The sequence below is a fragment of the Micromonospora rifamycinica genome, from assembly GCF_900090265.1.
In the GTDB taxonomy this organism is placed as follows: Bacteria; Actinomycetota; Actinomycetes; order Mycobacteriales; family Micromonosporaceae; genus Micromonospora; species Micromonospora rifamycinica.
Genome location: NZ_LT607752.1, coordinates 5637057 through 5654693, shown reverse-complemented (window position 1 = coordinate 5654693; position 17637 = coordinate 5637057). Strand labels below are relative to the sequence as shown.

At 73.7% G+C, this 17637-nt stretch carries 14 protein-coding genes and 1 tRNA gene; 6 read left to right on the top strand and 9 right to left on the bottom strand.

The window, feature by feature from the left end; all coding sequences use genetic code 11:
• Nucleotides 1-116: 116 nt before the first annotated feature.
• Nucleotides 117-1061: a homoserine kinase gene (gene thrB, locus GA0070623_RS23845; RefSeq protein WP_067313523.1), complete on the bottom strand. Its 945-nt coding sequence runs from the start codon at nt 1059-1061 to the stop codon at nt 117-119.
• A gap of 107 nt (nt 1062-1168) precedes the next feature.
• Between thrB and GA0070623_RS23840 the strand changes: the two genes are divergently transcribed.
• Nucleotides 1169-1567 (top strand): hypothetical protein, encoded by a 399-nt coding sequence (locus GA0070623_RS23840; protein ID WP_067313525.1) that lies wholly within the window; start codon nt 1169-1171, stop codon nt 1565-1567.
• A gap of 14 nt (nt 1568-1581) precedes the next feature.
• On the opposite strand, the gene GA0070623_RS23835 is transcribed toward GA0070623_RS23840, so the two are convergent.
• The 7 genes from GA0070623_RS23835 to argS form a co-directional block, all read right to left on the bottom strand.
• Nucleotides 1582-2826 (bottom strand): MFS transporter, encoded by a 1245-nt coding sequence (locus GA0070623_RS23835; RefSeq protein WP_067313528.1) that lies wholly within the window; start codon nt 2824-2826, stop codon nt 1582-1584.
• An 11-nt stretch (nt 2827-2837) separates the two neighbouring features.
• A complete protein-coding gene (locus tag GA0070623_RS23830) occupies nt 2838-3680 on the bottom strand; it encodes a polysaccharide deacetylase family protein (RefSeq protein WP_067313531.1) in 843 nt (280 codons plus the stop codon).
• A gap of 145 nt (nt 3681-3825) precedes the next feature.
• Nucleotides 3826-7098, bottom strand: coding sequence for an efflux RND transporter permease subunit (locus tag GA0070623_RS23825; RefSeq protein WP_067313533.1), 3273 nt, complete (start codon nt 7096-7098; stop codon nt 3826-3828).
• 147 nt (nt 7099-7245) lie between these two features.
• Nucleotides 7246-8295: a threonine synthase gene (gene thrC / locus GA0070623_RS23820; protein WP_067313535.1), complete on the bottom strand. Its 1050-nt coding sequence runs from the start codon at nt 8293-8295 to the stop codon at nt 7246-7248.
• A gap of 114 nt (nt 8296-8409) precedes the next feature.
• On the bottom strand, nt 8410-9723 hold the full coding sequence (locus tag GA0070623_RS23815; RefSeq protein ID WP_067313537.1) for a homoserine dehydrogenase: 1314 nt from the start codon (nt 9721-9723) through the stop codon (nt 8410-8412).
• A gap of 8 nt (nt 9724-9731) precedes the next feature.
• Nucleotides 9732-11117 (bottom strand): diaminopimelate decarboxylase, encoded by a 1386-nt coding sequence (lysA, locus tag GA0070623_RS23810; protein WP_067313540.1) that lies wholly within the window; start codon nt 11115-11117, stop codon nt 9732-9734.
• A gap of 88 nt (nt 11118-11205) precedes the next feature.
• Nucleotides 11206-12870, bottom strand: a complete 1665-nt coding sequence (gene argS / locus GA0070623_RS23805; RefSeq protein ID WP_067313543.1) for an arginine--tRNA ligase — start codon at nt 12868-12870, stop codon at nt 11206-11208.
• 98 nt (nt 12871-12968) lie between these two features.
• Here argS and GA0070623_RS23800 point away from each other — a divergent pair, with 98 nt between their 5' ends.
• The 4 genes from GA0070623_RS23800 (at nt 12969) to GA0070623_RS23785 (ending at nt 15792) form a co-directional block, all read left to right on the top strand.
• Nucleotides 12969-13784, top strand: a complete 816-nt coding sequence (locus tag GA0070623_RS23800) for a DUF3105 domain-containing protein (protein WP_067313545.1) — start codon at nt 12969-12971, stop codon at nt 13782-13784.
• Between the two features lie 10 nt (nt 13785-13794).
• A complete protein-coding gene (locus tag GA0070623_RS23795) occupies nt 13795-14463 on the top strand; it encodes a DUF305 domain-containing protein (RefSeq protein ID WP_067313548.1) in 669 nt (222 codons plus the stop codon).
• Nucleotides 14464-14779: 316 nt separating this feature from the next.
• A complete protein-coding gene (locus tag GA0070623_RS23790) occupies nt 14780-15475 on the top strand; it encodes a winged helix-turn-helix domain-containing protein (RefSeq protein ID WP_067310241.1) in 696 nt (231 codons plus the stop codon).
• 242 nt (nt 15476-15717) lie between these two features.
• Nucleotides 15718-15792 (top strand) — tRNA-Arg (locus tag GA0070623_RS23785).
• Between the two features lie 211 nt (nt 15793-16003).
• Here GA0070623_RS23785 and ligD read toward each other — a convergent pair.
• Nucleotides 16004-16966 (bottom strand): non-homologous end-joining DNA ligase, encoded by a 963-nt coding sequence (gene ligD, locus GA0070623_RS23780; protein ID WP_067310239.1) that lies wholly within the window; start codon nt 16964-16966, stop codon nt 16004-16006.
• Between the two features lie 259 nt (nt 16967-17225).
• On the opposite strand from ligD, the gene GA0070623_RS23775 reads away from it, so the two are divergent.
• On the top strand, nt 17226-17558 hold the full coding sequence (locus GA0070623_RS23775) for a winged helix-turn-helix transcriptional regulator (RefSeq protein ID WP_067310269.1): 333 nt from the start codon (nt 17226-17228) through the stop codon (nt 17556-17558).
• The last annotated feature ends 79 nt before the right edge of the window (nt 17559-17637 follow it).

Here is a 17637-nt window from a genome sequence, read left to right as displayed (position 1 = left end):
CTGCGGTGCGGCGTGGGCCTTTGGCAGGGGTGACGGGCTGACCGCCGAGAGCTTCGGGGTGCGCCGACCCGCAGAGAGATCGCGTGCTTCGCGGCTGTGCTGAGTCTAGAGCGTAATCAACTCTTCCGACCTGCGGCAACAGGGCCCCGCTCGGCGTGTCCAAGTCTACCCCGTGCGACCGTCGCTCCGCGCACCTCTACCGGCAACCGCCAGACTTCCCATTCTGTTCCCGGGGTGAACCCCTCGGGCGGCGCGTCGAACGCCAGCACCGTCGGTCCCGCCCCACTGACCACGGCGGCCACACCAGCCGCACGCAGCTCACCAACCAGGGCCGCGGTCGCCGGCATTCCCGCCGCGCGGTAATCCTGGTGCAGCCGGTCGACGGTGGCCGGCAGCAGCAACGCCGGCTCGGTGGTCAACGCGTGCACCAGCAACGCCGACCGGCCCGCGTTCGACGCCGCGTCCGGATGCGGCACCGTCGACGGCAGCGCCGCCCGCGCGGTGGCCGTCAGCCCCCGCCCGGCCGGCACGAAGACCGTGGGCCGTACCCCGGCCGCGACCGGCAGCGAGACCGCCCGACCGCCGGCCGGCTCGGTCCAGGCGATGGTGAACCCGCCCAGCAGGCAGGGGGCGACGTTGTCCGGGTGCCCCTCGATCCCGGCCGCCAGCCGGAGCACCGCGTCGTCGTCGAGCCGCCGTTCGCCGTCGGTGACCAACGCGCGGGCCAGCAGCACCCCGGCCACGATCGCCGCCGAGGAGGAGCCCAGGCCGCGGGCCTGCGGGATGCGGTTGACGCACTCCAGCGCCAGCCCCGGCGGCTGCCCACCGAGCTGCTCGAAGGCGGCCCGCATGGCGACCACCACCAGGTGCCGGTCGTCCGGCGGCAACTCACCGGCGCCCTCGCCGGCCACCGTCACCCGGACGCCGGCCGGGACCACCTCGGCGGCCACGTCGTCGTGCAGGGCGAGGGCCAGCCCGAGGGCGTCGAACCCGGGGCCCAGGTTGGCACTGGTCGCGGGCACCCGCACCCGCACCGGCCCGGAGGCGAAAGTCGTCGGCACCGACCCATGCTAGGGCCAGGGGCCGACGTCGCGTCCGCTCGCCCGGACGGTGGGACTGGATCACCTCGGTTAGCCTGACGCCGACCCCACCCCGGTCGGGAGGACGGATGGACATGTTCGGTTACCGGCTCACCCAGTTGCTGGGCCACCTGCCCGTGCTGCTGACCCTGCTCGGCATCGTGGTGCTCGCCGCCACCGCCCGCCGCCGGCTGCCGGGCCGGGTCCGGTCGTTGCTGCTCGCCGGGGCCGTCATCCTGCTGTTGCTGGAGCTGCTCGGCGCCGCCTGGGTGACCGCGCTGCCGGAGCTGCTCCGGTCGCGCTCCCTCTCCGGCGGGATGCGGCAGTTCGAGCTGATGAACCTCACCGTCAACGTGGTCCGCTGGCTCGGCTACCCCGTCGGCCTGGGGCTCATCGCCGCCGCCGTGTTCGTCGGCCGCACCCCGGCCCCCGTACCCGGCCGACCGTGGGGGGCCTGGACGCCGCCGCAGGCCGACCGCGCCGACTGAGTCCCGGCCGGCGGTCAGCGGGCGGGCAGCGGGTCGGTGCCGGTGACCGGGTCGGTGAGCGAGAGCCGGCGGGTCGCGATCCGCCAACCGACCGCGTACACCAGGGTGACCAGGCCGCAGCCGGCCAGCACCAGCCGCTCGTCCACCCGGTCGACCACGCCGGCGACCACCAGCTGGCTGACCGAGATCGCCAGGGTCGCCAGCATCATGTCGGTGGCGAACACCCGGCCCCGCAGCCGGTCGGGCACCTCACCCTGGAGCGCGAAGTTCGACAGCACCCAGTTGCTGCCACCACCGAAGTGGGCCACGAAGACCAGCACCACCACCAGCGGGAACCAGGGCGTCACCGCCGCGCCCAGATAGGCCAGCCCGTACAGCGACATCGACAGCGCCAGACCGGGCAGCAGCCAGGCCCGGTTGGTCAGCACCCGACGCATCAGGATCGGCCCGACCAGCGCCCCCGCCCCACGTGCCGCGAAGAGCAGCCCGGTGCCGACCGGACCCACCCCGTACAGGGCGGCCAGCAGGGGGAAGACGGTCAGCACGCCGTTGCCCAGCCCCACCGCCGACTTCACCGTCACCAGCGCCAGCACCCTCGGCCGGTGCCGGATGTGACCCAACGCCTCGCCGATCGCCGCCCAGGTGCGCGGCACCGCCCGGTCGGGTTCCCGGGCCGCCTGCAACGGGCGGCGGATCCGGGCGGCCAGGCCCGCCGCCAGCACCAGGCCGACCGCCCCCACCCAGAAGCAGGCGTACGGCCCGACCGCCGCGCTCAACACGCCGCCGAGGGACGCGCCGACCACCGTCATCGTCCCCCAGGCGGACCCGGCCACGGCGTTGCCCGCGGCCAGGTCGGCGGGGTCGAGCACGTTGGGCAGGGCGGCCTGCGCCGACGGCGAGTAGAACGCCTTGCCGACCGCCACCAGGCTGATCGCCACCATGGCCAGCCAGGCCGTACCGGCGCTCCGGACGCCGAGCAGCAGCAGCACGCCGAGCAGCGTCAGGCCGTTCGCGGCCATCATGACCTTCCGGCGGTCGAACCGGTCGGCGATGGTCCCGGTGTACGGCAGCAGCAACGCCAGCACCCCGGTGTCCAGCGCCAGCACCAGGGCACCCCACACCCCGCTGCCGGTCAGCTCCGGCAACAGCACCAGCAGCGGCACCATGACGAACCAGTCGGCACCGAAGACGACCAGCTCAGCCAGGAAGAGGTTGCGGAAGTCCCGGTTGCGGACCAGGACCGAGAGCGGAGACGACACGTGCCCGGACCCTACCCGCCCGGTCGGGGGGCGGTCATGCGGCCCAGGAGCTGGGAGACCGTGACGAAGGTATAGCCGCGGGACCGTAGCCCGGTGATCATCTCGCCCAGACCGCGCAACGCCACCTGCCGGTTCGCCGGGCCGGCGTCGTGGGCCAGCAGGATGGTGCCCGGCACCACGTCGGCCACGATCCGCCGGGCGTGGCCGGCCGGGTCGTCCGGGAACTCGCCCTCCACCATCTGCAACGACCAGAGCACGATGCGGTAGTCGAGGCGTACGGCGGCGTGCAGCACCCCACCGCCCAGGTGCCCGTACGGCGGCCGGGCCAGCCGGGGCGGCACCCCGGTGACCTCGGCGATGGCGTCGTGCGAGCGGCGCAGGTCGTCGTGCACGGCGGCGGCGGCCAGCCTGGCCAGGTCCCGGTGCCGCCAGCTGTGGTTGCCGACCTCGTGCCGGGCCAGCCGACCCCGGATCAGGTCGGCGTGCCGGTGTACCCGGCTACCGACCAGGAAGAAGGTCGCCGGCACCGCGTACCGGTCGAGGGTGTCCAGCACCGTCGGGGTCCACTGCGGCAGCGGCCCGTCGTCGAAGGTGAGCGCGACCAGCCGCTCGGTGGTCGGTACGTGCCAGACCACCTGGAGCCCGCCCGAGCCGACGTCCTGCCGCCGGTTGCCGACGGTGGCGCTGGCCGGGCCGGTGGACAACGGCAGGTGCCGGTCGGCGAGCCAGGTGCCCTGCGACATCCCGGCGGCCCCCAGGGCGACGCCCCCGGCCAGCAGCGCCCCGCCGCCCAGCACCCGCCGCCGGCTCCACCGTCCGCCGTCGGGACCGGCCGGCCCCGCCTCGCGCGCCATCACCCAGGGTGGGACGACGATGACGGAAAGTCGATATCCACGGGCTGACCGTACCCGCCGATAGGCCCGATGTCCCGACCCCGACGCGACGCGCCCCCGGCCGGGGACACCCGGACCGGGGGCGCGGCACGCGCGACGGCGGAGGTTACTCGGCCGGCGGGAGCGGCGACCGGCGGCTCTTCGGCAGCCGCAGCACCTCGAACTGGTCGGTGCCGTCCACCAGCGCCGCGGAGGGGGCCGGGCGGCCCGGTGCCTCGGCCGACGCCCCGGCGGCCGGGGCACCCACCGGGACCGGGACCTCGGCGTCCCGGTCGTCGGGGGTGCCGGTCGGGTCACCGTCGGCGGGGGCGTCGCCCCGCCGGGCGGCCCGCCGCGCCCGCAGCGACTCCTTGGTGCGCTCCACCATCGTGTAGAGGGTCGGCACCAGGACCAGGGTGAGCAGGGTGGAGCTGAGCAGGCCGCCGATCACCACCACCGCGAGCGGCTGGGAGATGAAGCCACCCTCCCCGGTGAGCCCGAGGGCCATCGGCAGCAACGCGAAGATGGTGGCCACCGCGGTCATCAGGATCGGTCGCAGACGCCGCCGACCGCCCTCGACCACCGCCTCGGTGACGCCCATCCCCTGCGCCCGGTACTGGTTGACCAGGTCCAGCAGCACGATCGCGTTGGTCACCACGATGCCGACCAGCATGAGCACGCCGATCAGCGCGGGCACGCCCAACGGCGTCCCGGTGGCCAGCAGCAGACCGATCGCGCCGGTCGCCGCGAACGGGATGGAGATCAGCAGGATCAGCGCCTGGGTGATGCTCCGGAACGTCGCCACCATGATCAGGAAGACGATCGCGATCGCGGCCAGCACGGCCAGGCCCAGGTCACCGAAGGCGTCCTCCTGCTGGGCACTGGCCCCGCCCACGGCGACCGTCGCCCCCGGCACGTCCACGTCGGCCAGCCGCTTCTTGAGCTCCGCGGTGGTCGCGCCGAGGTTCGAGCCGGTGGCCGTCCCGGTCACCGACACGCTGCGCTCACCGTCGATCCGGGTGACCTGCTGCGGCCCCTCCCCCCGGCTCACGTCGGCGATGTCGTCCAGCTTCACCGGACCCACCGGCAGCGCCCGCAACTGCTCCTCGGTCGTCGGCGGGGTGGCGGTGGTACGGAGCACCACGTCCTGCTGACCGCCGTCGAGCGTCACCCGGCCCAGCGGACTGCCCCGGTACGCCTGCGACACGAGCTGTCCGACCGCCGCCTCACTGAGCCCCACCCGGGCCGCGGCCAACCGGTCGACGGTGACGTCGACCCGGGGCACCCGCTCGGAGAGGCTGGTGGCCACGTCCTCGACCCCGGAAATGCCGGCCATCGCGGCCCGGACCTGCTCGGCGGCCCGGTTCAGGGTGTCGGTGTCGGCGGCCTTGACCACCACCTCCAGCTGGTTGCCCGAGGTGGCACCCTGCCCGGTGCCGAAGCTCAGCTCCCCGGCGGCGGCACCGAGCCGGTCGAACTCCCCGCGCAGGACCTGCCGCATCTCCTTGGCGTCGGTGTCACCGTCCAGCGCGACCGACCACTGGGCGGTGTTGTTGCCGCCGCCGGCCAGCCACGGCTGGTCGTTGCCGCCCGCGCTCACCTGGTACGACTCGACCCCGTCGGTACGCCCCAGCACCCCCTCCACCAGGCGGGCCGCCTGGTCGGTGGCGGCCAGCCCCGCCCCGGCCGGCAGCTTCTGGCTGATGTTGAGGGTGTCCTGGCCGGAGTCGTCCAGGAAGTTGGTCTCCAGCTTCTGGGCCAGCCCGAACGTGCCGAACAGCAGCAGGATGCCCACCGCCACGGTGATCCACCGGGTTCGGCGGCTCCGGGTGGCGAACCCGATCGCCGGCAGGTACGCCCGCTGCAACGGGCTGCGCAGCTCCTTGGCCTCGGCGGCCCGGCGCACCGCCTCGTCCGCCCCGTCGCGCGGCGGCTTGAGGAACCAGTACGCCAGCACCGGGATCACCGTCAGCGACACCAGCAGCGAGGCGAGCAGGGCCACCGTGACGGTGATCGCGAAGGGCGCGAAGAGCTGCCCGACGAAGCCACCCACCAGGGCGATCGGCGCGAACACCGCCACCGTGGTGAGGGTCGACGCGGTGACCGCCCCGGCCACCTCGCGGACGGCGGTGACGATGGCGTCCTGTTTCGGCTCACCGTACTCCAGGTGGCGTTTGATGTTCTCCAACACCACGATCGAGTCGTCGACCACCCGCCCGACCGCGATGGTCAACGCGCCCAGGGTGAGCAGGTTGAGCGAGTAGTCGCCGATCCAGAGGGCGAGCAGCGCCACCACCACCGACAGCGGGATGGAGACCGCGGTGACCAGGGTGGAGCGGACCGAGAGCAGGAAGACCAGGATCACCACGACCGCCATCAGCAGGCCGAGCAGTCCCTCGGTGGTCAGGCTCTCGATCGACTTCTCCACGAACGGGGCCTGGTCGAACACGATGGTCAACTCGGCACCGGAGGCGGACCGCAGGTCGTCGAGCCGGTCCCGGATGTCGTGCGAGACGCGTACGGCGTTGCCGTCCTGGGCCGCCGTGACCTGGATCCCGATGCTCTCCTTACCGTTGGTGCGGGTGATCGCGGTGGCCGGGGCGAGCTGCTGCTCCACCGTCGCCACGTCGCCGAGCCGGACCGCCGGGGCCTTCGGCGCGCTCGGGGTGAGCGCGATGCCGCGCAACTGGTCGAGGGTGGTGACCGGGGCTCCCACCTGCACCGGCAGCGTGCTGGTGCCGTCGACGACCGCGCCGGCCGGGACGGCGATGCCGTTGGTCTTCAGCGCGGTGGCGATCGCGGTCGGGGTCAGCTTCGCGGCGGCGAACTTCGCCGGGTCCGGCACGATCGTCACGACCTGCTCGCGGGTGCCGGTCACGGCGACCGTGCGGACGCCGTCGATCCCCTCCAGCTCGGGTACGACGGTGGCGCGCAGCCGCTCGGCGAGCGCCCGCTCGTCACCGCCACCGGTGGCGGCCAGCACCACCGCCGGCAGGTCGTCGGTGCTGCCGGTGAGGACCTGCGGGTCGACGTCGGCCGGGAGCTGCGCGTCGACGCGGCTCAGCGCGGTCTGCATCTTGTTGGCCGCGTCGTCGATGTCGGTGCCGAAGGCGAACTCCACGGCGATCGTCGCGGACCCCTCGCGCGAGGTGGAGGTGACCTTCTCCAGCCCGGCGATGCCCTGGAGGCTGTTCTCGATCGGCTCGGTGACCTGCGCCTCGACGATCTCCGGCGACGCGCCCGGGTAGACCGCGACGACGAACGCCCCGGGGAACTCCAGCGACGGCAGGAGCTGCTGCTTGAGCGAGGGGACGGTGAACGCCCCGAACGCCGCGGTCACCACCGCGATGAGGGCGACGAGCCCCCGGTTGGCGAGGCTTGATCTGGCGAGCAGCGACATCGGCGTGGCTCACTCCTGGGAGAGGGGACAGGCGTAGGAAAGTCTGCCCGACCCGGTCTCCCCCACCCGTAACGGGGTGGTCACCCGCCGGCCGGGTCGACGGGGACGGCACGCCGGCCGGCACCGCCGCCCCGGCCGGGATCGGGATCAGGCCAGGTCGAGGGAGCGGGCGGCGGTCAGGGCGTCGTTGGCGATGGTGATCGGGGCGGGCGCGGTGGAGATCGCCCACTCCGGGTCCTTCAGGCCGTGGCCGGTGACCGTGCAGACCACCGTCGCCCCGGCGGGCACCCGGCCCTCGGCCCCCTGCTGGAGCAGGCCCGCCACGCTGGCCGCGCTGCCCAGCTCGACGAAGACCCCCACCTCCCGGGCCAGCAGCCGGTAGGCGGCGAGGATCTCCCGGTCGGTCACCGCGGCGATCAGCCCCTGCGAGGCGTCCCGGGCGTCGAGGGCCTTGGTCCAGCTCGCCGGGTTGCCGATCCGGATGGCGGTGGCGATGGTCGACGGCTCCGGCACCACCTGGCCGCTGACGATGGGGGCCGCCCCGGCGGCCTGGAAGCCGAACATCCTCGGGGCGCGGGTGGCGTTGCCGGCCCGCAGGTCCTCCGAGTAGCCCATCCAGTAGGCGGAGATGTTGCCGGCGTTGCCGACCGGCAGGCAGTGGATGTCGGGGGCGTCACCGAGCGCCTCGACGATCTCGAAGGCGGCCGTCTTCTGGCCGTGCAGCCGGTCCGGGTTGACCGAGTTGACCAGGGCCACCGGGAAGTCCTGGGCGAGCTTCGAGGCCAGCGCGAGGCAGTCGTCGAAGTTGCCCTGCACCTGGAGCAGCTTGGCCCCGTGCACCAGCGCCTGGGCCAGCTTGCCCAGCGCGATCTTGCCCTGCGGCACCAGCACCGCGCAGGTGATCCCGGCGCGGGCCGCGTACGCGGCGGCGGAGGCGCTGGTGTTGCCGGTGGAGGCGCAGATGATCGCCTTGTCGCCGGCCTCGACGGCCTTGGACACGGCGACCGTCATGCCCCGGTCCTTGAACGACCCGGTCGGGTTGGCCCCCTCGACCTTGAGGTAGACGTCGGCGCCGAGCCGGGCGGAGAGCGCCGGCGCGGGCAGCAGCGGGGTGTTCCCCTCGTGCAGGGTGACCACGGGCGTGGCGTCGGTGACCGGCAGCCGGTCCCGGTAGGTCTCGATCAGGCCCCGCCACATGTCGCTCTCCTCGCCTCTGCCGCCCCGGCCGTGCCGGAGCCCCTGCCAGCCTGGACCAGCCTCGCCGACCGGGCCCCGGCACACCCACTGATAACCATCAGGCGAGACGCCGGGTCACGCCCCGCCCTCGACCCGCAGCACGCTGGCCACCGAGCGGACGATGTCCAGCCCGCGCAGCTCCCCTACCGTCGCGGCGAGCGCGGCGTCCGGGGCGACGTGGGTGACGATCACCAGGTCGGCGTCCTCGCCCCGCCCCGCCGGGCCGCCCCCGGCCGGCCCCTGCCGGACGGTGGCGATGGAGACGTCGTGCCGGGCGAACACCCCGGCCACCGCCTGGAGCACACCCGGGCGGTCGACCACGTCGAGGCTGATGTGGTAGCGGGTCAGCGCCTCGCCCATCGGCCGGACCGACAGGTCGGCGTAGGCGGACTCGCTGGCCGCGTACGCCCCGGCGAGCCGGTTGCGGGCCACCGCCACCACGTCGCCGAGGACCGCGCTGGCGGTCGGCGCCCCGCCCGCCCCCCGGCCGTAGAACATCAACTGCCCGGCCGCCTCGGCCTCGACGAAGACCGCGTTGAACGCGTCGCCGACGCTGGCCAGCGGGTGGGTCAGCGGGATCATCGCGGGGTGCACCCGGACGCTGACCGTCTCCCCGCCGGCCGCGTCGGTGCCCCGGGCGGCGATGCAGAGCAGCTTGATGGTGCAGCCCATCGCCTTGGCGCTGGCCATGTCGGCGACGGTGACCTCGGTGATGCCCTCGCGGTGCACGTCGGCGGCGGTGACCCGGGTGTGGAAGGCGAGCGAGGCCAGGATGGCGGCCTTGGCGGCGGCGTCGAAGCCCTCCACGTCGGCGGTCGGGTCGGCCTCGGCGTACCCCAGCTCGGTCGCCTCGTCGAGCGCCTCGGCGAAGCCGGCGCCGGTGGCGTCCATCGCGGAGAGGATGAAGTTGGTGGTGCCGTTGACGATGCCGGTGACCCGGTTGATCCGGTCGCCGTGCAGCGACTCGCGCAGCGGGCGCAGCAGCGGGATCGCCCCGGCCACGGACGCCTCGTAGTAGAGGTCGGCCCCGCCCTCGGCCGCCGCGTCGTGCAGGGCCGCCCCGTCCTCGGCGAGCAGCGCCTTGTTGGCGGTGACCACGCTCTTACCGGCGCGTAGCGCCTCCACCAGCCAGCTCCGCGCCGGCTCGATGCCGCCGACCACCTCGACGACCACGTCCACGTCGTCGCGTTTGATCAGGCCGAGCGGGTCGGTGGTGAACAGCGCCGGGTCGACGGGGAGGTCACCCCGGTCCCGGCCGACCCGGCGGACGGCGATGCCGGCGATCTCCAGCGGAGCGCCGATCCGGGCGGCCAGGTCGGCGGCCTGCGTGTGCAGCAGCCGGACCACCTCGCTGCCCACCGTTCCACAGCCGAGCAGGGCCAAGCGCACAGGTGACGTCATCCCACATCCAAGGCGAGCAGGTCTTCTTCGGTTTCCCGTCGAACGATCAGCCGGGCTCGGCCGTCACGCACCGCGACCACCGGGGGGCGGGGCACGTGGTTGTAGTTGCTGGCCATGCTGCGGCAGTACGCCCCCGTGCCGGGGACCGCGACAAGATCTCCGGGCTGCACGTCGGCGGGCAGGAATTCATCCTTCACCACGATGTCCCCGGACTCACAGTGCTTTCCCACCACGCGGGCCAGCAGCGGCTCGGCGGTCGAGGCCCGGTCGGCCAGCGTCGCCGAGTAGGACGCGTCGTAGAGGGCGGTCCGGATGTTGTCGCTCATCCCGCCGTCCACGCTGACGTACGTCCGCAGCCCGTCGACGTCCTTGACGGTGCCGACCGTGTACAGGGTGAACACGGCGGGGCCGACGATGGCCCGGCCCGGCTCGATCGACAGGTGCGGGACGGCCAGGTTCTCCGCCGCGCACTCCGAGTCGACGATCTTGCGGAGCCGCTTGGCCAGCTCGTCCGGGGTGGCCGGGTCGTCCTGGGTGGTGTACGCGATGCCGAAGCCGCCGCCCAGGTCCAGCTCGGGCAGCTCCACCCCACGCGCGTCGCGGATCTGCGCCTGCAGGGCGAGCACCCGGCGGGCGGAGACCTCGAAACCACTGGTGTCGAAGATCTGCGAGCCGATGTGCGAGTGCAGCCCGCGCAGGTCCAGCACGCCCTCGTCGAGGACCGTGAAGGCGGCTGCGGCGGCGGCCCCGCCGGCCAGCGAGAAGCCGAACTTCTGGTCCTCGTGGGCGGTGGCGATGAACTCGTGGGTGTGCGCCTCCACCCCGACGGTGACCCGGATCAGCACGCCGGGGCGGACCCCGCGCTCCCGGGCCAGCGCGGTCAGCCGGTCGATCTCGGTGAACGAGTCGAGGATGATCCGGCCCACCCCGGCGTCCAGCGCCCGGGTCAGCTCGGCGACCGACTTGTTGTTGCCGTGGAAGCCGATCCGCTCCGCCGGCATCCCGGCCGACAGCGCGGTGGCCAGCTCGCCCCCGGAGCAGACGTCCAGGTGCAGCCCCTCCTCGGCGATCATCCGGACCACCGCCCGGCAGAGGAACGCCTTGCCGGCGTAGTAGACGTCCACGTCGGGGAAGGCGGCCCGGAAGTCCCGGGCGCGCGAGCGCAGGTCGTCCTCGTCGAGGACGTACGCCGGGGTACCGTACCCGGCGGCCAGCTCGCGCACGTCGAGCCCCGCGACGGTCAGCGCGCCGTCCACGCCGCGCTCCACCTGGCGCGGCCAGAGCTGCGGGACCAGGGCGTTCACGTCGGCCGGGGGCCGCAGCCAGCCCGGCCCCCGGTCCCCGATGTCGCCGTGCATCGCACCGGCTTCGTGGGCGCGCATCAGCGACCGCCGCCCCGGGGGCGCGGCGACCGCCGGCCCGCGCCGTCGACCTGCGGACGCAGGCCCGTTCCTCGGGTACGCATCAGGGCTACATCCTCTCCGGGGCGGAGACGCCGAGCAGGCGCAGCCCGTTGGCGATCACCGTGCGGGTGGCGTCGTTGAGCCAGAGCCGGGCCCGGTGCAGGTCGGTGACCTCCTCGTCGCCGCGCGGCAGGATCCGGCAGTTGTCGTAGAACCGGTGGTACGCCCCGGCCAGGTCCTCCAGGTAGCGGGCCACCCGGTGCGGCTCGCGCAGCTCGGCGGCGGCGGCGACCACGGCGGGGAACTCGGCGAGCGCCTTGAGCAGCTCGTTCTCCTTGTCGTGGTCGAGCAGCCCGGGGTCGAACCCGGCCCCGTCGCCCCGGCCCAGGCCGACCTCGGCGGCGTTGCGGCCGACGCTGGCCGTCCGGGCGGCGACGTACTGCACGTAGTAGACCGGGTTGTCGCGGGTGGCCCGGGTCCACAACTCGACGTCGATGTCGATCGGGGAGTCGCTGGAGTAGCGGGCCAGCGCGTAGCGGGCCGCGTCCACCCCGATCGCGTCGACCAGGTCCTCCAGGGTGACCACGGTGCCGGCCCGCTTGCTCATCCGTACCGGCACGCCGTCGCGGACCAGGTTGACCAGCTGGCCGATGAGGATCTCCAGGTTGACCGCCGGGTCGTCGCCGAAGCAGGCGGACATCGCCTTCATCCGTCCGAGGTAGCCGTGGTGGTCGGCGCCCAGCATGATCACGACCCGCTCGAAGCCGCGCTCCCGCTTGTCCAGGTAGTAGGCGCAGTCGGCGGCGAAGTACGTCCACTCGCCGTTGGACTTGCGCAGCACCCGGTCCTTGTCGTCACCGAAGTCGGTGGTGCGCAGCCAGGTCGCCCCGTCGGCCTCGTACAGGTGGCCCTGCGTGCGCAGCCGGTCCAGGGCCAGGGCCAGCTCGCCCCGGTCGTGCAGGTCCTTCTCGTTGAAGTAGGTGTCGAACTCCACCCCGAAGCCACGCAGCGACGACTTGATCTCGGCGAACATCAGCGTCACGCCCTCGACCCGGAAAACCTCCTGGGCCTCGCCGTCGGGCAGGTCGAGCACGTCCGGCCGGACCGCCCGGACCTGCTCGGCGATCTCGGCGATGTACGCCCCGCCGTAGCCGTCCTCGGGGGCCGGCTCGCCCTTCGCCGCGCAGAGCAGCGACCGGGCGAACCGGTCGATCTGCGACCCGGCGTCGTTGAAGTAGTACTCGGTGCCGACCTCGGCGCCGGCGGCCCGCAGCAGCCGGCTGAGCGCGTCGCCGACGGCGGCCCAGCGGACCCCGCCGATGTGCACCGGGCCGGTCGGGTTGGCCGAGACGAACTCCAGGTTGATCCGCTGGCCGGCGAGCCGGTCGCTGCGGCCGTACTCCCCGCCGGCCTCGACGATCACCCGGGCGAGCTGGCCGGCGGCGGCGGCGTCGAGCCGGATGTTGAGGAACCCGGGGCCGGCGATCTCCACCGACTTGACCCCGGCCGCCCGGCCGAGCTGCCCGGCCAGCGCGGCGGCCAGCTCCCGGGGCGGGACGCCGACCTTCTTGCTGAGCTGGAGGGCCAGCGTCGAGGCGTAGTCGCCGTGGTCGGGGTTACGCGGTCGCTCCACCGTCGTACGCCCCGGAAGCGCGGCGGGGTCGAGCCCGCGCTCGGTGAAAACGGCGTGGGCTGCGGAGAGGACGACCTCGGCGAGTTCTGCGGGAGTCACCGAACCATGTTATCGGGGGTAGACTCGGGCACTCGGCGGCGACCCTGAGCGTCACCCGGCCCGCCAGATCCCCTGACCGACCGACCTGACGAGGCACGATGAGCATCAGCACCCCGGGCGGCCCTGAGCGCCGTCCGACCGTGGTCAGCACCGGCAAGAAGCCGGCGGCGGGCCGGCCCGCGTCCGGCGCCAAGCCCGGGGCAGCCAAGTCCGCCGCACCCCGGCAGACGTCGGGCGGCAAGGGCCCCCGCAAGCCGATCACCCCGGTGAAGGTCAGCCAGGGCCGTTCCTGGGGTCCGATCGCCCTGTTCGTCGCCGTGGGTGTGCTCGCCGTCTCGATCATCGGCTACGGCGCGTACGCCGCCTTCCAGGGTTCCAAGTCCTGGGAGCAGCGGGCCGCCGACATCGACGGCATCGTCGACTTCCGGGAGAAGGACCCCAAGCTCGTCCAGGGCGGTCAGCACCAGCAGGGCGCGATCAAGTACGACGTCCTCCCGCCGGTCGCCGGCCCGCACAACCCGGCGTGGCAGAACTGCATGGGTGACGTCTACGACGCCCCGATCGCCAACGAGCACGCGGTGCACAGCCTGGAGCACGGCACCGTCTGGGTCACCTACCGCCCCGACCTGCCGGCCGACCAGGTCAGCAAGCTCCGGAGCAAGGTGCAGGGCGTGGAGAAGGCGATGCTCAGCCCGTTCGAGGGGCTGGACAAGCCGATCTCGCTCCAGGCGTGGGGCTACCAGCTCAAGGTCGACAACGCCGACGACAGCCGGATCGACGAGTTCATCAAGACGCTGCGGGTGAACGCCTCGGTCGAGGGTCCGAACGCCAACTGCGGCCAGGGCATCACGGCCACCGGCACGGCCCCGCGCGACAACGTCCCGCAGCAACAGCAGCAGCCCCCCACCCAGTGAGGACGTGGCGATGACCGCCTCCGTGACGACCAGCACCCCGTCGGCCGAGCCCTCGGTCACCGGTTCCGGTGACCGGCGGCCCGCCGGCCGCTACGGCGTGCTCGCCCTGGCCGCAGCCGTCGTGGTCGGCCTCCTCCTCGGGTACGCGGGCGGCCTGCTGACCCCGACGTTGACCCGGCCGGGTAACGACTCCGCGGAGGCGGGCTTCGCCCGGGACATGACCACCCACCACGCCCAGGCGGTGGAGATGGGGCTGATCGCCTTCGACCGGGGCACCGACCCGGAGGTACGCCAGATCGGTGGCGACATCGCCACCGGCCAGCAGGGCGAGATCGGCACCATGCAGACCTGGCTGCGGTCGTGGGGGCTCGACCCGACCGGCGACCAGCCCCGAATGGCCTGGATGCCGGACGGCACCGGCAAGATCGAAAACGGTCTGATGCCGGGCATGGCGACCCCGGAGGAGATGGCGAAGCTACGCGTCGCCCAGGGGCGCGAGCTGGACGTCCTCTTCCTCCAGATGATGATCAAGCACCATCTCGGCGGCATCCACATGATCCAGGGCATCCTCGACGCCGGTGGCGACGACGACGTCCGCACGGTGGCGCAGACCATGAAGAACACCCAGCAGACCGACCTGACCAACCTGCAGAACGCCCTGAAGCGCCTGGGCGGCTGACCCGCCCCCCGTGCGTGCCGGGAGAGGCCCGCGTCCCGCTCCGGCGGACGCGGGCCTGCGCGCGTCCGCGGGCCTGCGCGCGTCCGCGGGCCTGCGCGCGTCCGCGGGCCTGCGCGCGTCCGCGGGCCTGCGCGCGTCCGCGGGCCTGCCCCAGACCTTCCCCGCGCCCTCCCCCGGAGTCGGCACGCACGCCCTGACACCTAATGAGAGTTATGGGTGTTTTGCGTTTTTAGCGTGCGTCGCACCTTTGAATACCTAAGAGACTTTTCTACCTACATATCGTGACCAGTTGTGATTCGTGCTCGTTGCGCAGGACGTGGGGGTTGCACTCAGAGACGCGCGGCGCTCGGTCACCAGTTGGTGCCGACGCCACACCATCGGCGGTGACGGAGCGGTGGCAGCCGCCCGTCGCGGACACCGGCAGGGCGAGTCGGGAGCGCTCAGCCGGGAACAGGAACTCGAACTGATCGACGTACTGCGGGGCGTCCACCCCGACGAGTTCGGGCTGGACGAGGAGCTGTGGACGCGGCAGAGCCTGGCCGCGCTGATCCAGCGCCGCTTCGACCTGACGATCGACGCCGGCATGGTCGGGGCGTACCTGCGGGCCTGGGGGCTCGGCCCCCGGGAGCCGCGCGAACGGGCCTGCGGGCTCTGCGTCGGCGCGGTCGAGCGCTGGGTACGCGGCGAGTACCCGGCCATCACCCGGGCCGCCCAGGAACACGACGCGGAGGTCTACTGGATCGGCCGGGTACGGCTGCGGGGCACCATGCCGGCCGCCGAGGTCGTCTCGGCGGTGTCGTCCCGGGGCCGGGTCCGGTTCATGGTGACCACACCGAGCGTGGACCCGCCGCTGCCCCGCGACTTCGTGTTCCGGCTCAGCGGCGCCGACCAGCACCCGGTGCACCTGATCGTGGACGGCTCCTGGCCCCGCAACGAATGGCCGCGCCGGCTCCCCCGGCGCATCGCCCTGCACCCGCTGCCGAGCTGCGGTCGCGCCCTGGCCGCCGCCTGACCACCCGCCCGGCCACCGGGTGGCGGCGCTGCCCGCGGCCGGCGACCAGCCGTCCCGACCGGCACGGGCGGTGACCAGTCTGACCGGTCCGGCTGCCGGTGGCGATCCGCCGCCGACGGTCGTCGCGGTCGGCCCCGACCTGCCCGCTGCCATGATCACGCAGGTCAGCGGGGTGTGCCGGTGGGAGCCGGGTGGCGATTCGGTGATCCCGGAGGGGTTTGCTACTCTTCTCAGGTCGCTGAGCCCCCGTAGCTCAGGGGATAGAGCACCGCCCTCCGGAGGCGGGGGCGCAGGTTCGAATCCTGCCGGGGGCACCACGGACGACCAGCACGAGAAGGCCGCTGACCAGGGGAAACCCGATCAGCGGCCTTCGTCGTGTATCCGGCTGCGTCCGGCCGTCAGCCGCCGGCAGGACCCTCAGCGGCAGGCGGGGCAGGACCCTCAGCGGCCGGGCGGCAGGCGGGGGCAGGACCGTCGGCGGCCGGGCGGCAGGCGGGGCAGGACCGTCGGCGGCCGGGCGGCGGGCCGTCAGTGGCCGGTCTCGCGGCGGGCCTTGGCGCGGCGTTTCCCCTCGTGCATCGCCTGCACCCGGGGCACCGGGATGGTACGCCCCTCGGCCACCAGGTCGGCCGGGAGCCGCTGCGGCGCGGGCATCGCCCCGGCCCACGGATCCCGCTCGCCGAGCAGCGCGGGGACGGTCCGTACGGTGAAGTCGCCGGGGGTGACGGCGTCGAGGTCGTCCCAGGCCACCGGGAACGACACCGGCAGCCCGGGGCGCAGCCGGGGGCTGTACGCGGCCACCACGGTCGCCCCGCCGGACCGGGTCGGGTCGACGAACACCCGCCCACCCCGGTCCTCGCGGATGAACGCCGTGGTGGCGGATTCCGGATCGAGGCGTTCGGTGTGCACGGCGAGCGCCCGGGTGGCGGCGGCCACCTCCTCGGCGCTGGTGTCGGGGTGCACCGGGACGAAGATGTGCAGCCCCTTGCCGCCGCTGGTCTTCACCGCGCCGGCCAGCCCGACGTCGGCGAGTGCCCGACGCACCGCCCCGGCGACCCGGGCCACCGCCGGGAAGGCGTCCCCCTCGGGCGGGTCGAGGTCGAGCACGAGATGGGTGGGCTGCTCCGGGTGGGTCGCGGTGACCAGCGCCGGGTGGTACTCGACGGCCCGCTGGTTGGCGAACCAGAGCAGGGTGCGCCGGTCGTCGCAGAGCGCGTACGACACCTGGCGGTGGGAGGTCTCGGCCCAGATCGCGGTACGGCGTACCCACTCCGGGGTGTACGTCGGCAGGTTCTTCTGCATGAACGGCTCCTGCCCGCGCAGCAGCCGGACCACCGACAGCGGCCGGTCGCGCAGGCCGGGCAGGATGCGGTCGCGCACGGCGTCCAGGTAGTCGACCAGGTCCCGCTTGGTCACCTCGCCCCCGGCGAGCAGGGGCTGACCCAGGTTGGTCAGGCCGACCCCGTCCCGCGTCTCCTGTGCCCCGGCCATCCGTCCACCCTCCCGGCCGCACCGGCCCGGCGCAACCCCGACCCGGGCGACCCACGGATCCGTCGCCCCGACGTTCGTCTGTGACGATGGCACCGGCGGAAGGAGGAGCCTCGTGTCCCAGGAACACGGCGACGGCTGCGCCGACGCGGCGGACAGCGGCGACGGCCACACCGACGCGGAAGCCAGCGGCGACGGCCACACCGACGCGGAAGCCAGCGGCGACGGCTGCGCCGTCGGCGGGCGGGAGGACGGCTGCACGCTGCGGGAGGCGCTGGACCGGGTGGGCGGCAAGTGGAGCATCGGCATCCTGCTGGCCGCCTCCCCGGGACCGGTCCGCTTCTCCGAGTTGGAGCGGCGGGTGGAGGGGATCAGCCGACGGATGCTCACCCTCACCCTGCGTAACCTGGAACGGGACGGACTGCTGCACCGCCGGGCCTATCCGACCGTGCCGCCGAAGGTCGAGTACCGGGCCACCCCGATGGCGATGGAGTTGTACGAGCCGCTGCTGGCCCTGACCGCCTGGGCGCAGCGGCACCGCGCGGCGATCAGCGAGGCACGGGCCACCTACGACCGCGGGCACGACCGGCCGTGAGGCCCGACAGGCCGTGAGGTCCCCGCCGCGACTCCGGGAGGCCGGCGGTCCCCGGAGCACGGTGTGCGGCGCGGACGGT

Bases quoted from the DNA above. Each gene is read 5' to 3' on its own strand.
- GA0070623_RS23840 (WP_067313525.1), top strand. From the start codon at position 1,169: ATGGACATGTTCGGTTACCGGCTCACCCAGTTGCTGGGCCACCTGCCC.
- GA0070623_RS23830 (WP_067313531.1), bottom strand. From the start codon at position 3,680: ATGGCGCGCGAGGCGGGGCCGGCCGGTCCCGACGGCGGACGGTGGAGC.
- GA0070623_RS23825 (WP_067313533.1), bottom strand. From the start codon at position 7,098: ATGTCGCTGCTCGCCAGATCAAGCCTCGCCAACCGGGGGCTCGTCGCC.
- thrC (WP_067313535.1), bottom strand. From the start codon at position 8,295: ATGTGGCGGGGCCTGATCGAGACCTACCGGGACCGGCTGCCGGTCACC.
- lysA (WP_067313540.1), bottom strand. From the start codon at position 11,117: ATGCGCGCCCACGAAGCCGGTGCGATGCACGGCGACATCGGGGACCGG.
- GA0070623_RS23800 (WP_067313545.1), top strand. From the start codon at position 12,969: ATGAGCATCAGCACCCCGGGCGGCCCTGAGCGCCGTCCGACCGTGGTC.
- GA0070623_RS23795 (WP_067313548.1), top strand. From the start codon at position 13,795: ATGACCGCCTCCGTGACGACCAGCACCCCGTCGGCCGAGCCCTCGGTC.
- ligD (WP_067310239.1), bottom strand. From the start codon at position 16,966: ATGGCCGGGGCACAGGAGACGCGGGACGGGGTCGGCCTGACCAACCTG.